10 protein-coding genes are annotated in these 14743 nt (G+C 69.3%); 5 read left to right on the top strand and 5 right to left on the bottom strand.

What is annotated here, in order from left to right:
• Positions 1-28: 28 nt before the first annotated feature.
• Positions 29-403: an ArsR/SmtB family transcription factor gene (locus tag ACQ5DX_RS16470; protein WP_430333608.1), complete on the top strand. Its 375-nt coding sequence runs from the start codon at positions 29-31 to the stop codon at positions 401-403.
• Positions 404-409: 6 nt separating this feature from the next.
• The gene (locus ACQ5DX_RS16465) at positions 410-2368 is read left to right on the top strand and encodes a heavy metal translocating P-type ATPase (RefSeq protein WP_430333607.1); all 1959 of its coding nucleotides are present in this window, start codon (positions 410-412) and stop codon (positions 2366-2368) included.
• Between the two features lie 17 nt (positions 2369-2385).
• Here ACQ5DX_RS16465 and glpK read toward each other — a convergent pair whose 3' ends face one another.
• The gene (gene glpK, locus ACQ5DX_RS16460; RefSeq protein ID WP_430333606.1) at positions 2386-3900 is read right to left on the bottom strand and encodes a glycerol kinase GlpK; all 1515 of its coding nucleotides are present in this window, start codon (positions 3898-3900) and stop codon (positions 2386-2388) included.
• A 75-nt stretch (positions 3901-3975) separates the two neighbouring features.
• Between glpK and ACQ5DX_RS16455 the strand changes: the two genes are divergently transcribed.
• Both ACQ5DX_RS16455 and ACQ5DX_RS16450 read left to right on the top strand, forming a co-directional pair.
• Entirely contained in the window at positions 3976-5703 is a 1728-nt protein-coding gene (locus ACQ5DX_RS16455) for a glycerol-3-phosphate dehydrogenase/oxidase (protein ID WP_430333605.1), read from the top strand.
• A gap of 45 nt (positions 5704-5748) precedes the next feature.
• A complete protein-coding gene (locus ACQ5DX_RS16450; protein WP_430333604.1) occupies positions 5749-7080 on the top strand; it encodes a Fic family protein in 1332 nt (443 codons plus the stop codon).
• Between the two features lie 100 nt (positions 7081-7180).
• Here ACQ5DX_RS16450 and ACQ5DX_RS16445 read toward each other — a convergent pair whose 3' ends face one another.
• Both ACQ5DX_RS16445 and ACQ5DX_RS16440 read right to left on the bottom strand, forming a co-directional pair.
• Positions 7181-7720, bottom strand: a complete 540-nt coding sequence (locus tag ACQ5DX_RS16445) for a hypothetical protein (protein WP_430333603.1) — start codon at positions 7718-7720, stop codon at positions 7181-7183.
• A 19-nt stretch (positions 7721-7739) separates the two neighbouring features.
• Complete coding sequence (locus ACQ5DX_RS16440) at positions 7740-8678, bottom strand: oxygenase MpaB family protein (protein WP_430333602.1); 939 nt, start codon at positions 8676-8678, stop codon at positions 7740-7742.
• A 122-nt stretch (positions 8679-8800) separates the two neighbouring features.
• Here ACQ5DX_RS16440 and ACQ5DX_RS16435 point away from each other — a divergent pair, with 122 nt between their 5' ends.
• Positions 8801-9370, top strand: a complete 570-nt coding sequence (locus tag ACQ5DX_RS16435; protein ID WP_430335708.1) for a TetR/AcrR family transcriptional regulator — start codon at positions 8801-8803, stop codon at positions 9368-9370.
• Here ACQ5DX_RS16435 and ACQ5DX_RS16430 read toward each other — a convergent pair.
• Both ACQ5DX_RS16430 and ACQ5DX_RS16425 read right to left on the bottom strand, forming a co-directional pair.
• On the bottom strand, positions 9355-10140 hold the full coding sequence (locus ACQ5DX_RS16430) for an Fpg/Nei family DNA glycosylase (protein ID WP_430333601.1): 786 nt from the start codon (positions 10138-10140) through the stop codon (positions 9355-9357). The genes ACQ5DX_RS16435 and ACQ5DX_RS16430 overlap by 16 nt on opposite strands.
• Before the next feature lie 3 nt (positions 10141-10143).
• A complete protein-coding gene (locus tag ACQ5DX_RS16425; protein WP_430335707.1) occupies positions 10144-14676 on the bottom strand; it encodes an ATP-dependent helicase in 4533 nt (1510 codons plus the stop codon).
• Positions 14677-14743: the final 67 nt, after the last annotated feature.

The following is a 14743-nucleotide window of genomic DNA, read 5'->3' as shown; positions in this document are numbered from 1 at the left end:
CATCGCCTGAAAGCGATAACATCGCCGCATGGCGATTGATTGCGACGGTTGCACGGACGACGTGACGTCCAGCGGGCCGGCGTCGGATCTCGATGCCGCGGTCGCGTTGTTCCACAGCCTCTCGGACGGCACCCGGTTGGGGATCGTGCGTCGGCTCTCTCGGGGCGAGGCTCGGGTAGCGGATCTGGTCGAAGAGCTGGGAATGGCGCAGTCGACGGTGTCGGCGCACGTGGCGTGCCTTCGGGACTGCAACCTCGTCCAGGGGCGCCCGCAAGGGCGACAGGTGTTCTACTCGCTGGCTCGGCCCGAACTGATGGACCTGCTCACCGCGGCGGAGACGCTGCTGGCTGCAACCGGGAATGCGGTGGCCTTGTGTCCGAACTACGGCACCGACGCGGGGTGAGCGCCCGTGAGCGACGCGTGCGGTTGCGGCCATGACGAACCCCGCCCCGAGGGGGCGGAGGACGACGGGCCCGAAAAGCTCTGGGAGATCAAGGAGATTCGGGCGGCGCTCGCTGCGGGTGTTCTGCTTCTCGCGGCCCTGATCGTTCGCGTCACCGGCGGACCGGATGCGCTCGGTGTGGGCGTCGAGGCGCTCGCGCTCGCCGTCGCCGGATCCACCTTCGTCCCGTCCACGGTCAAACGCCTGGCCAGGGGCAGGATCGGTGTCGGCACGCTGATGACGATCGCCGCCGTCGGCGCCGTCCTGCTCGGTGAGGTCGGCGAGGCGGCCATGCTCGCGGTCCTGTTCTCGATCAGCGAGGGGCTCGAGGAGTACGCGTTCACCCGCACGCGACGCGGCCTGCGCGCGCTGCTGTCGCTGGTCCCCGACACCGCCACCGTGCTTCGCGGTGGCCGCGAGGAGACCGTCTCGGCCGCGGACCTCGAGATCGGCGAGGTGATGATCGTCAGGCCCGGCGAGCGGATCGCGACCGACGGCACCGTCCGCAGCGGACGCACCGCCCTGGACGTCTCCACGATCACCGGCGAATCGGTCCCCGTCGAGGCCGGTCCCGGTGACGACGTGTTCGCCGGGTCGATCAACGGAACCGGGGTCCTCGAGGTCGAGGTCACCGCCGGCGCACAGGACAACTCGCTCGCCAAGATCGTGCGGATCGTCGAAGCCGAACAGTCCCGCAAGGGCGAAGCCCAGCGACTGGCCGACAAGGTCGCCGAGCCACTCGTTCCCGCGGTGATGGTCGTCGCCGCCCTCATCGCTGTTGTCGGCAGCCTCGTCGGGGATCCGCGGGTGTGGATCGAGCGAGCCCTCGTGGTTCTCGTCGCCGCGTCACCGTGCGCCCTGGCGATCGCGATCCCGGTCACCGTCGTAGCCGCCGTCGGCGCAGCCTCCAAACTCGGCGTCCTGGTCAAGGGCGGTGCGGCCCTCGAAGCACTCGGCCGGATCCGCACGGTCGCCGTGGACAAGACCGGCACGCTCACCCGCAACCAGCCGGCGGTCATCGAGGTCGTCGCCGCGAACGGGGCCACTCGCCGCGACGTTGTAGCGGCCGCCGCGGGACTGGAGGCGCGCAGCGAACACCCCCTCGCCCGTGCGATTCTCGCCGCCACCGACGGCTACGCACCCGCCGACGATGTGCACGCGGTAACCGGTGCCGGACTGACCGGCCGCATCGACGGCACGCCGTTTCGGCTCGGTCGGCCCGGCTGGATCGAACCGGGCCCGCTCGCCACGGACATCCGACGGATGCAACACGCGGGCGCCACCGCGGTCCTCGTCGAACGCGCCGGAACGGTGATCGGGGCGGTCGCCGTCCGCGACGAGCTCAGACCGGAAGCCCGCGAGGTCGTCGCCGAGCTGCGCAGGGACGGCTACACCGTCGTGATGCTCACCGGCGACAACGACCGCACCGCGCACGCCCTGGCCGGCGACGTCGGCATCGACGAAGTGCACGCCGACCTGCGACCCGAGGACAAGGCCCGCATCGTCGAAACCCTGCGCGCCGCACGCCCCACCGCGATGGTCGGTGACGGTGTCAACGACGCCCCCGCGCTGGCCACCGCCGACCTCGGTATCGCGATGGGCGCGATGGGCACCGACGTCGCCATCGAAACCGCCGACGTCGCCCTGATGGGTGAGGACCTGCGCCATCTTCCGCAGGCACTGCACCACGCGCGGCGGTCGCGGGCGATCATGCTGGAGAACGTCGCCCTGTCGCTGGCGATCATCACCGCTCTGATGCCCCTCGCACTGTTCGGGGTCCTCGGCCTCGCCGCCGTCGTCCTCGTCCACGAGGTCGCCGAGATCGTCGTCATTGCAAACGGAGTCCGCGCCGGGCACGCGCGAACCCTGACTGCCACAACACCGTCCGCACGGACGCACCGGTCGATCGCCGACGTCGGGCGGTGACGTGCCGGCGCGCCTGGCTAGGTCGAGGCGTCGTCGTCCTCGATCCACCCGTAGGTTCGTTCGACGGCGCGGTTCCAGCCGGCGTAGAGACGCTCGCGCTCGGAAGCATCCATCCGCGGATGCCAGGTCTTGTCCTCCGCCCAGTTGTCCCGGATATCGTTCTCGCTCTTCCAGAATCCGACGGCCAGACCCGCGGCGTAGGCGGCGCCGAGTGCCGTGGTCTCGTTCACGACGGGCCGGGTGACCCGGACGTCGAGGATGTCCGACTGGAACTGCATGAGCGTCTCGTTGACGACCATGCCGCCGTCCACCTTGAGGGAACTCAGCTCGACGCCGGAATCGGCGCGCATCGCCTCGATGACCTCTCGGGTCTGGTAGGCGGTGGCCTCGAGGGCGGCCCGCGCGAGGTGGCCCTTGTTCACGAACCGGGTCAGTCCGGCGATGACGCCGCGCGCATCGGGGCGCCACCGCGGCGCGAACAGTCCCGAGAACGCGGGAACGAAGTACGCGCCGCCGTTGTCGTCGACCGTGTTCGCCAGCGGTTCGATGTCCTTGGCCGACTGGATGATCCCGAGGTTGTCGCGCAACCACTGGACCAGCGATCCGGTGACCGCCACCGAACCCTCGAGCGCGTACACGGCGGGCTTGTCGCCCAGCTTGTAGCAGACCGTGGTGAGCAGTCCGTGTTCGCTGTGCACCGCAGTCGTTCCGGTGTTGAGCAGCAGGAAGTTTCCGGTTCCGTAGGTGTTCTTCGCCTCGCCCTCGGACAGGCACGCCTGCCCGAACGTCGCGGCCTGCTGGTCGCCCAGGATGCCGGCGACGGGAATCCCGGCCGAGATCCCGGGCAGCGCCAGTTCGCCGTAGACCTCCGACGAACTGCGAATCTCGGGGAGCATCGACATCGGGACGCCGATCGCCTCACAGGTGTCGCGATCCCATTCGAGTGTGCCGATGTTCATCAACAGCGTGCGGGACGCGTTCGTGACGTCGGTGATGTGCAGGCCGCCGGTGAGATTCCAGAGGATCCACGAGTCGATGGTGCCGAAACACAGCCCGCCCGCCTCCGCACGCTCGCGCGCTCCCTCGACGTTGTCGAGGATCCACCGGACCTTGGGACCCGAGAAGTACGTCGACAGCGGCAGACCGGTGGTGGCGCGGAACCGTTCGGGTCCCTCGTCGCCACCGATCTCGGTGCACAGACGGTCGGTGCGGGTGTCCTGCCACACGATGGCGTTGTAGACGGGTTTGCCGGTCTCGCGGTCCCACACGACCGTCGTCTCGCGCTGGTTGGTGATGCCGATCGCGGCGATGTCGCGCGCCGTGAGATCCGTCTTGGCGAGAACGCTCCCGACCATCTCGCGGGTGTGGTTCCACAGCTGCATCGGGTCGTGCTCGACCCAGCCCGGCTTCGGGAAGATCTGGTCGTGTTCCTTCTGCGCAACGCCGACGACCCGACCGTCGTGGTCGAAGATCATGCATCGGCTCGAGGTGGTGCCCTGGTCGATGGCGGCGATGTACTGGGTCACGGGCATCCTCGTCTCTCCGGCAGCATGCGCACGAAGCTACTAGCCTGTGAGCAGATTCGCCGACAAGCACGGGAGACCGAGTTGGACAAGCAGCCTGGTGTGCAATTTCTGGGCCCGCAGCAGCGGGAGCAGGCTTGGGAGCAGTTGGGGTCCGAGCAGTTCGACGTGGTGGTGATCGGCGGCGGTGTCGTCGGTGTCGGGGCGGCGCTCGACGCCGCGACCCGTGGGTTGAAGGTGGCGCTCGTCGAGGCGCGTGACTTCGCATCCGGCACGTCGTCCCGGTCGTCGAAGATGTTCCACGGTGGCCTGCGCTACCTCGAGCAACTCGAATTCGGGCTGGTCGCGGAGGCGCTGCACGAGCGCGAACTGTCGATGTCCACGCTTGCACCGCACCTGGTCAAACCGCTGAAGTTTCTGTTCCCGTTGACTCATCGGGTGTGGGAGCGCCCGTACATGGCAGCGGGATTCATGCTGTACGACCGCATGGGTGGTGCGAAGTCCGTTCCGGCGCAGAAGCATCTGACCCGAGCGGGTGCGCTGCGGATGGTGCCCGGGCTCAAGCGGAATGCGTTGATCGGCGGAATCAGCTACTTCGACACCGTCGTCGACGACGCGCGTCACACGATGACTGTGGCGCGCACCGCCGCGCACTACGGCGCGGTGGTTCGCACCTCCACACAGGTCGTCGGGTTCCTCCGGGAGGCCGACCGCGTCTCGGGTGTGCGCGTGCGGGATTCGGAGACCGGGGCGACGACGGAGGTCCAGGGACACGTCGTCATCAACGCGACGGGCGTGTGGACCGACGAGATCCAGGCGCTGTCACGGCAGCGCGGCCGATTCCGGGTGCGGGCGTCGAAGGGCGTCCACATCGTCGTTCCGCGTGACCGCATCGTGAGCGACTCGGCGATCATTCTCCGCACCGAGAAGTCCGTCCTGTTCGTCATCCCGTGGGGCAACCACTGGATCATCGGCACGACCGACACCGACTGGAACCTCGACCTCGCGCATCCCGCGGCGACCAAGGCCGACATCGACTACATCCTCGGTCACGTCAACAAGGTGCTGGTCACCCCGCTCACGTCCGACGACATCGACGGCGTGTACGCGGGTCTGCGCCCGCTGCTGGCGGGGGAGAGCGACGAGACGTCCAAGCTGTCCCGCGAGCACGCGGTCGCCCGCGTGGCGCCCGGCCTGGTCGCGATCGCCGGCGGGAAGTACACGACGTACCGGGTGATGGGGAAGGACGCCGTCGACCTGGCGTCGGAGGACATTCCCGCGCGGGTGGCACCGTCGATCACCGAGAAGGTCCCGCTCGCCGGTGCCGACGGGTACTTCGCGCTCGTCAACCAGGCGGTGCACCTCGGACAGCTGTACGGGCTGCACCCGTACCGGATCAAGCATCTGCTGGACCGCTACGGCTCCCTGATCGAGGAGGTCCTGGAGCTGGCCGCCGAGTCGCCGGAACTGCGCGAACCGATCACCGACGCCCCCGATTACCTGCAGGTGGAGGCCGTGTACGCGGCCGCGGCGGAGGGTGCGCTGCACCTCGAGGACATCCTCGCCCGGCGCACCCGAATCTCGATCGAGTACTCGCACCGGGGCGTCAACTGCGCCGAACAGGTGGCGAAGCTCGTGGCACCGGTCCTGGGGTGGGACGAGGCCACGATCGACCGCGAGGTGGAGACGTACCGAGCGCGCGTCGAGGCCGAGATCATGTCGCAGGCTCAGCCCGACGACTCCTCCGCCGACGCGCTGCGGGCCGCGGCACCCGAGGCGCGGGCGGAGATTCTGGAGCCGGTCGAAATCTGACTTCAACTCCAACTCCAACCAGAAGTTGGAGTAAACTTGGTGTGCATGAAGGTCCCTGCGCCGCCTCCCGATCTCGCTGCGCTGCGAGACTCGATGGATCCGCGCACGGTCGTGGACCTGATTCTGCGGGCGAGCGCGCTGGACGACGATTACGAACCGTGGGACAAGATTCGCTACCGCACCCCGCCGGCGGGCATGTCCGCAGAGCAGTGGTGGGTCGCGCTGCGCAGTGTTCGTGATACGAACGCGCGCAGATTGCCGCTGGTCGATGTGCACGGCCGCGCGTTCAGTTTTGCGCTGCCCGACGAGATACTCAGGCTCTGCGATGAGATTTCGAGTCGTGCGTCCGGCGCGGTGGCGACACCGGCCGCGGTGACGAACCCCGCGACCCGCGATCGTTACCTCATCAACTCGTTGATCGAGGAGGCGATCACCTCGAGCCAACTCGAGGGGGCTTCGACCACTCGTCCGATTGCGAAGCAGATGCTGCGAACGGGGCGAGCGCCGAGGACTCACAGCGAGAAGATGATCGCGAACAACTTCCTGGCGATGCAGCAGGTTCAGGAATTGCGTGACGAAAAGCTGAGTCCGGAGCTCATTCTCGAGCTGCACGAGGCTGTCACGGAGGAAACGCTCGCCGATCCGTCCGATGCGGGCAAGGTGCAGTCCGATCCGGACCCGCGAGAGCGTGTGGTCATCGGTGGCGACGACGATCAGGTCCTGCACCGTCCGCCGCCGGTCGCGCAGTTGCCGGACCGTATGCGCGCCCTGTGTGATTTCGCGAACGGTGAAAGCGGGGATTCCTGGATTCATCCGGTGCTTCGTGCGCTCACCATTCACTTCATGATGGGGTACGACCACTACTTTGCCGACGGCAATGGGCGTACCGCCAGGGCATTGTTCTACTGGTCGATGCTCAAACAGGGGTACTGGCTGACCGAGTATCTGTCGGTTTCCACGATTCTGAAGAAGGCGCCCGGGAAGTACGCCAGGTCCTTCATCTACACCGAGCAGGACTCCGGTGATGTGACCTACTTCTTCCTGTACCACCTGCGGGTCTTGGTCAGGGCGCTGGACGATCTGGATGCCTACCTGGCTCGGAAGACATCCGAACTGCGGACGACCCGCCAGTTCCTGGCCGGCGTCGCCGACTTGAATCCCCGCCAGATTGCGTTGTTGGAGCGGGCGTTTCGCGATCCGAACAGTGAGTTCACGGCGTCGTCCCATGCAACCAGTCATCATGTGAGCAGCGAAGCCGCCCGTCAGGACCTGCTGGATCTCGAGAGGCGCGGTTGGCTCGTCCGGCGCAAGACGGGTCGCCGGCACACCTGGTATCCGGTCGAGAACCTGGCGGATCGGATTCACAGCGCTGGTTAGCGCCACCCTCCCGGTTATCTCCAACTCCAACTTGGAGTTGGAGATAGCCGGGAGATGCGGTGCGGAGTGAATCGGCCGCCGTCGGGAGAGTCCGCAGGGCTCAGTGAGTCAGCACGACCTTGACGATCACGACCGCCGTGGCGACGACCGCGAGGGCCACCGCGGCGATCAGCGTGTTGCCGGACGGGCGTTCGCCGCGCAGGCGGGTGATGACGAAGACCATCGACGCGATCCGGATCAGGATCGCGACCTCGGCGATCACCTGGGCGGTGAACGGCTCGAGCCAGCCGAACACCGCGGTGGCGAGCACGACGATCGGGACGAGCGCGGAGCTCAGGACCGGCACCGAGTCACGGAGTTCGGCGACGCGCTCGGTGGGTGTGAGCTGACGGCCCGAGCGGACCGATTTGCCGACACCTTCCGCGAATGCGTGCGCGATGAACGTCGACAGCGCGGTTCCGGCGACGACCGCGATGGTGCGGGAATCGCTGCGGGAGACGGTCTCAGGGATCAGTGCGGCGAGGATCAGGATGTTGCCGTACACGTACGCGCTGATGCGGCTGGCGGCGTTGTCCCGGTCGAGTGGAACCGAACGGCTCAACAGCGGTCGGTGCAGCAGCGAACGTAGATCCGGTTCCATGCACCAGAGCGTCGCACAATCAACCGACCGGCGGAGAGTAGTGGCTCGGATCGTCGCGGTGCGCGAGTGGCGGAAGGTTGCGGGGCGGCGTGTGCACCAGCGGCGCATCGGCCGGGGTGCGGCCGCTGACGCGATCGAGTCCGCCGCGGGCCCGCGGATGCTTGCGGCGCCGTTCGGGAACGAGGCGGAAGACCGCGTTGACCAGGCGTCCCACCCGCCGGTGCAGCCACTCGTCGAGCGGACCCCACCGGTAGCCCAACAGGTCCCGCACCGGCTGGTCGTACAGGCCGACGGTCAGCCAGACGAACCCCTTGGACACCGGGACGTTGGCGATGCGCCACAGCGGTTCGGGCAGCCACGTCAGGAACGGGGGACGCCCGATCCCGGAGAGGTCGAGCACGTCGCGGGCGGCCTTGTTGTCCTCGAGGACGTTGCGGCACATGTGATCCCAGTAGTCCTGGAAGGCCTCCCACGTCTGCGGCACCGGGCGCATGCTCACCCCGTACAGCCGGTACCACTGGATGTGCTCGGTGAACAGTTGCCGCTTCTGCGCCTCGGTGATGCCGCCCATGAAGTGCTCTGCGGTGAGGATCGTGCCCATGAAGAACGTCGCGTGCGCCCAGTAGAAGGTCTCCGGGTCGAGCGCGTGGTAGCGGCGCCCCTGTGCGTCGACGCCCTTGATGTTGCGGTGGTAGTCCCGGACCTCCTCGGCCGTCTGCCGGGCCCGGTCGCCGTCGAACACGACACCACCGATCGGGTAGAGCGAACGGAAGAGGCGCTCCCACCGCTCCTCGAAGAACCGTGAGTGCTGCTCGACGCCCGCGCCCAGACCTGGGTGCATGTTCTGCATCGACCCGGCCCACAGGCCCTGCAGCATGCCGCGCCAGTCGCCGAAGTAGCGCCAGGTGAGGGAGTCCGGCCCGAGGGGGACGGGTGTCGGGGTATCGGTATGCGTCACGAACTGCCGCCTTCCACGAACAATCTGACTACACCTGTTGTCAGATTAGGATCGGCTGCGGAGCGAGGTCAAGGTCTGGAGGCAGATTGGGTACGCAGCGGCGCACGTGGGCGGGCACGGGGATGGAGCAACGCCGTGCCGCGCGGCGCGACGCGTTGCTGGCCGCCGGCGTGGACCTCCTCGGCGCCGAGGGCGGTGCCGTGGTCGGCGTGCGGGCGGTGTGCCGGGCGGCCGCGCTCACCGAGCGGTACTTCTACGAAAGCTTCGCCGACCGGGACGAATTCGTGCGGGCCGTCTACGACGAGGTGGGTCGGCAGGCGCGCGACGCCCTCGTCGCTGCGGTCGCCGCGGTGCCGTCACCGAGCGACCGCGCGGCCGCAGCGGTGTCGGCGTTCGTGGAGTTGATGGTCGACGACCCCGCCCGTGGCCGGGTGCTGTTGTTGGCCCCGCTCACCGAGCCGGCGTTGGGCGGGCAGGGGCTCGAACTCGTCCCCGCGTTCGTGCTCCTGGTGCACGAGCAACTGTCGGGGATCGCCGATCCGGACGAGCGGCAGATGACCGCGGTCGGCCTGGTCGGTGCGCTGACGAGCCTGTTCATCGGCTACCTCGACGGCACTGTCGCCGCGTCCCGCGAGCGGTTCGTCGCGCACTGCGTCGGGTTGCTCGAGGCGGCCGGTCAGCGCGACGGCTGACAGTTGGGACAGTAGAAGACGGACCGCTCTCGGCCGGGTTCCGCGCCGAACTCGGCCGCGACGATCAGGGTCCCGCAGCGCAGGCAGGGCTTGCCGCCGCGCCCGTACACCCAGTCCCGGCGGCCCGGCCGCCGGTCCCCGGTGGTGACGCGTACCGCGCGACTGCGATTGGCCTGCAGCAGCCGGTGCGCCAGGTCGACCAGCTTGGGTAGGTCCGGCACGTGATCGGTGGGGGTGCGGGGGTCGACGCCGCGCAGGAAACAGATCTCGTTGCGGTACACGTTCCCGATGCCGGCCATGATGCGCTGGTCGAGCAGGGCCTCGCCGATCGGACGGTCACCGGCCGCGGCCAGGTTCGTCACGGCGGTCGCGGCGTCCCAGTCGGGACCGAGGAGGTCCGGTCCGAGGTGCCCGACCACGTCGTCCTCGTGCGCGCGGTCGATCACCTCGGTGATGCCGAGCGAGAAACCCACGGCGACAGCCTCTTCGGTTCCCAGGATGATGCGGGCCTGATGGACCGGCCGCTTCCACCGGGCGCCGCGCGGGTACACGTGCCACACGCCCTCCATCTTCAGGTGGGTGTGGATCGTGTGCTCGCCCACGCGGGTGAGCAGGTGCTTGCCGCGGGCGATGACCGCGTCGACCTGCTCGCCGGACAGGTCGACGGTCGCGTACCGCGGCACCCGGATGTCGCACTCGGTGAGTGTGCGACCGGTCAGGGCGGCGTCGAGTCGCCGCGCGGTCTGCCAGACGGTGTCTCCCTCGGGCACGACTCACGCTCGCAGGCGGTAGCCGCGCGGGGTGGCGGAGAAGCCCACCTCCGCGAGGAGTTGGCCGAAATCGTTGCCGTGGATGGTCAGTCCGTTCACCTTCTCGACCACTACCTTGTCGATGCCGCCGCGTTTGACGGTGGCGGCGAGCGATTCGGCGGCCGTCCGCAGGGCACCGATGTCGCCGGTGAAGGTGAGCAGGGTGCGCCCGCCGCGCTCGACGAACAACGCCAGCTCGCCGTCGACGAGGACGACCACCCCACCGGCCTTGCGGCCGGGACGGTGTTTGGGGGCCTCCTCGTCGGCCATCGACGGCGGCCACGGCAGGGCCGCGCCGTACGGGTTGGCCGGATCGGATGCCGCGAGCGTGACGGCTGGGGTGTGCGTGTGCCGGCCCTCGATGGAATCGCTGTAGGACCGCAGTCGGTCGACGACGTCGGACGTGGAGAACTGCGCGCCGCCCAGGCTGTCGACGAAGTGGCCCCGGCGGCAGCGGCCACCGTCCTCGAATCCGCTCAGCACCTTGTACATCGACGCGAATCCGCCCGGCACGTTCTCGGCGACCACCGATCCGCGGGTGACGATGCCGTACCGCTCGAGCAACAGGTCGGCCGTCGCGTGGGCACGCAGCGTGGGGTCGGGTTCGGGTTCGGGCAGCAGCGACCAGCGGCCGCCCGCGGTGGGCGGCCCCGACCGGGTGGGCATGGCCGGACGCGACAGTCGCCGGTACACGTGGGCGCGTGGGGCCCGGCGCGGGGTGCGGTGGCTGGGCGTGGTGCGGGAGGTGTCCGACAGCAGTGCCCGCAGCGGGGCCAGGGTGTCGTTGCCGACGTACCCGGCCCACACCAGATCCCACAGCGCCGACGTCAACGCCGCGTCGTCGGTTGCGCCCACCGTGTCCGACAGCTGCCGGAAGAAGTACGCGCCGCCACCGGAGAGGACGTCGAGAATGCTGCGGTGCAGATCGGTGAGGTCGATATCGGTGGGCGGTGCGAGGGTCAGCGGCGACGACTCGGCCAGGTGCAGGCTCACCCAGCCGTCCTTGCCGGAGATCTGTCCGGCGCCCGACCACAGCACCTCACCGGTGGAGGTGAGTTCGTCGAGCATCGCGGGGGAGTAGTCCCGCACCCGGGAGCCGAGGATCAACGACTCGAGCGCCGACGCGGGAACCGGAACGCCCGCAAGCTGTTCCACCACGGTGACGACGCCGTCGAGCCCGCGCAGTGAGCCGTCGACGTGCTGCCAACTGGGCAGGAACCGGCCGAGGGTCGCGGTGCTGACCGGTTCGACGTCCTCGCGGGCGGCGGCGAGGGACCGGCGACGCAGGCGGCGCAGCACCTCCGCGTCGCACCATTCGCTGCCGGACGCACCGGGACGGAACTCGCCCTCGACGACGCGCTTCTCGCCCGCGAGCCGGACCAGGACGTCGCGCGCGACGGCCGACCCGATCCCGAACCGTTCGGCCGCCTCGGCCAGCGTGAACGGCCCGTGGGTGCGGGCGTAGCGGCCGAGCAGGTCGCCGAGCGGGTCGTCGACGGGCTCGATGAAGGCGGCCGGGGTGCCGATCGGCAGCGGCACGCCCAGACCGTCGCGCAGACGCGCGGCATCCTCGACGGGGGTCCACCAGTGCCGTCCGGCGAACGAAACACGCAGGGCGCGGCGGTGTTCGACGAGTTGCTCGAGCCACGGAACCGGGTCGGCCGTCGCGCGGGCCGTGGCCTCCTCGGTGGTGAGCGGACCGAGCAGGCGCAGCAGATCGGCCATGCCTTCCATGTCTCGGGCGTTGCGGTCCGATTCCAAGCGCTGCAGTTCGCGTTCGGCCTTCGCGATGACGTCGGCGTCGAGCAGTTCGCGCAACTCGACGCGGCCGAGCAGTTCGGCCAGCAGCGTCGAGTCGAGCGACAGTGCGGCAGCACGACGTTCGGCGAGCGGGCTGTCGCCCTCGTACATGAACGCGCCCACGTAGTCGAACAGCAGCGCGCTCGCGAACGGTGACGGCGTCGCGGTCTCGACCTCGGCGATCCGGATCTGCCGGCGGCCGATCCGGCCGAACAGGTCGCGGAGCGCGGGCAGGTCGTAGACGTCCTGCAGGCATTCGCGGACGGTCTCGAGCAGGATCGGGAACGTCGGGAACTTCCGTGCCACGTCGAGCAGTTGCGCCGACCGCTGCCGCTGCTGCCACAGCGGCGCCCGCTTGCCGGGGGTGCGGCGTGGCAACAGCAGTGCGCGCGCGGCACATTCACGGAAGCGGGAGGCGAACAGTGCGGAGCCGCCGACCTCGTCGGTGACGATGTCCTCGATCTCGTCGCGCTCGAACGCGAACAGGTCGGCACCGGGCGGGGTGTCCTCGGTGTCGGGGAGGCGGACGATGATCCCGTCGTCCGAGGCCGTGGGCGCGGCGTCGACGCCGTAGCGCTCGCGTAGGCGCGCACCGACCGCGAGCGCCCACGGTGCGTGCACGCGGAGGCCGTAGGGGGAGTGCAGCACCAGTCGCCAGTCGCCGAGTTCGTCGCGGAAGCGTTCCACGACCAGCGTGCGGTCGGTGGGCACGCGCCCGGTGGCCTGCTGCTGGTCCTCGACGAGCGCCGCGAGGTTGGTGGTGGCGTTGGTGTCGAGTCCGGCGGCGACGCACCGCGCGGTCACCTCGTCGGGGCTGCTGGTCGACAGCTCCCGCAGGAACCCGCCCAGGGCCTCACCGAGTTCGGCCGGGCGGCCGAGTCCGTCGCCGTGCCAGAACGGCAACCGTCCGGGCAGACCGTAGGCGGGGCTGACGAGCACGCGGTCGAAGGTGATCTCCTCGATCCGCCAACTGGTGGCGCCGAGCGCGAACACGTCGCCGACGCGGGACTCGTAGACCATCTCCTCGTCGAGTTCGCCCACTCGCGACTGACGCTCGCCCACCATGTACACGGCGAACAGGCCGCGGTCCGGGATGGCGCCGCCCGACGTCACCGCGAGGCGCTGCGACCCGGGCCGACCGGTGAGGGTGCCGGCGTCGCGGTCCCACACCAGTCGCGGGCGCAGTTCGGCGAACTCGTCGGACGGGTAGCGACCGGCGAGCAGGTCAAGCGTCGACTCGTACGCCGAGCGCGGCAGTGTCGCGAACGATCCGCTGCGCCGGACCACGTCGTACCAGTGCTCGACGTCGAGCGGCTCGAGCGCGGTGGCGGCGACGGTCTGCTGCGCCAGGATGTCGAGCGGATTGGCGGGGATCTCGAGGGCTTCGATCCTGCCGGTCGTCATGCGTTCGACGGTGACCGCGCAGTGGATGAGGTCGGTGCGGTGCTTGGGGAACAGCACACCACGGGAGATCTCACCCACCTGGTGTCCGGCGCGGCCGACGCGCTGCAGCCCGCTCGCGACCGACGGTGGCGCCTCCACCTGGACGACGAGATCGACTGCACCCATGTCGATTCCGAGTTCGAGGCTGCTGGTCGCGACGACACAGCGCAAGCGCCCCGACTTGAGATCGTCCTCGATGATCGCGCGCTGGTCCTTGCTGACGGAACCGTGGTGGGCGCGCGCGAGCAGTGGATCGGCGCCGTAGTTGACCTCGGTGGGTGCCCCGATCTGTGCAGGCGGTTTGCCCTGCTTCTCGACGGCGCCGCCGAGGCGTTCGGCGTAGATCTCGTTGAGGCGCGCGGTCAGCTTCTCGGCGAGCCGGCGCGAGTTCGCGAACACGATCGACGAGCGGTGCTCGAGAATCAGGTCGACGATCTGTTCCTCGACGTGCGGCCAGATCGAACCGGCCTGCGGGGTGGGGGAGGCCGAGTCCGGATCAGGCTCGGCGATGCCGAGTTCGGTCATGTCCTCGACCGGAACCCGCACCGTGAGATCGAACGTCTTGGCCGCCGGGGGTGCGACGATGCGGATCGGCGCCGCGCCGGCGAGGAAGCGGCCCACCTCCTCGTGGGGCCGCACGGTCGCCGACAGCCCGATCCGCTGGACCGGCCGCTCACGCAGCATGTCGAGACGCTCGAGAGACAGAGCCAGATGCGCGCCGCGCTTGGTGCCGGCGACCGCATGGACCTCGTCGACGATCACCGTCTCCACCCCGGCCAGCGTCTCGCGCGCCGCCGACGTGAGCATCAGGAACAGCGACTCCGGGGTGGTGATGAGGATATCGGGCGGTGTCTTGATCAGCTTGCGGCGCTCACCGGTGGGGGTGTCGCCGGAGCGGACACCCACGCGGATCTCCGGCGGCTCGAACCCGAGGCGCTTCGCGGTCTGGGTGATACCGACCAGCGGGGCCCGTAGGTTCCGCTCGACGTCGACGCCGAGGGCCTTGAGCGGCGAGATGTAGAGGACGCGGGTGGTGCGCTTCTCGCCGTCGTCGCCCTTCGCGGTCGCCAGCCGGTCGAGCGCCCACAGGAACGCCGAGAGCGTCTTGCCGGAACCGGTGGGCGCGACGACGAGGGTGTGGGAACCGCTCGCAATCGACTCCCACGCCCCGAGTTGTGCGGCGGTGGGCGCGTCGAAGGCACCGTCGAACCACTCCCGGGTGGGCGCGGAGAAGCGGTCGAGGACGGCGTCCATGCGGTCCATCTTGCCTGGACTCACCGACACACACCGCTGCCCGGCGTCACGCCCGCCCTCGTAGTAG

Source organism: Rhodococcus sp. ACT016 (assembly GCF_050477185.1).
Classification (GTDB): domain Bacteria; phylum Actinomycetota; class Actinomycetes; order Mycobacteriales; family Mycobacteriaceae; genus Prescottella.
The sequence above is the reverse complement of the archived record's forward strand: the minus strand, read 5'-3'. Positions and strand labels throughout refer to the sequence as shown.

Bases quoted from the DNA above. Each gene is read 5' to 3' on its own strand.
- ACQ5DX_RS16435 (WP_430335708.1), top strand. From the start codon at position 8,801: ATGGAGCAACGCCGTGCCGCGCGGCGCGACGCGTTGCTGGCCGCCGGC.
- glpK (WP_430333606.1), bottom strand. From the start codon at position 3,900: ATGCCCGTGACCCAGTACATCGCCGCCATCGACCAGGGCACCACCTCG.
- ACQ5DX_RS16425 (WP_430335707.1), bottom strand. From the start codon at position 14,676: ATGGACGCCGTCCTCGACCGCTTCTCCGCGCCCACCCGGGAGTGGTTC.
- ACQ5DX_RS16445 (WP_430333603.1), bottom strand. From the start codon at position 7,720: ATGGAACCGGATCTACGTTCGCTGCTGCACCGACCGCTGTTGAGCCGT.
- ACQ5DX_RS16450 (WP_430333604.1), top strand. From the start codon at position 5,749: ATGAAGGTCCCTGCGCCGCCTCCCGATCTCGCTGCGCTGCGAGACTCG.
- ACQ5DX_RS16470 (WP_430333608.1), top strand. From the start codon at position 29: ATGGCGATTGATTGCGACGGTTGCACGGACGACGTGACGTCCAGCGGG.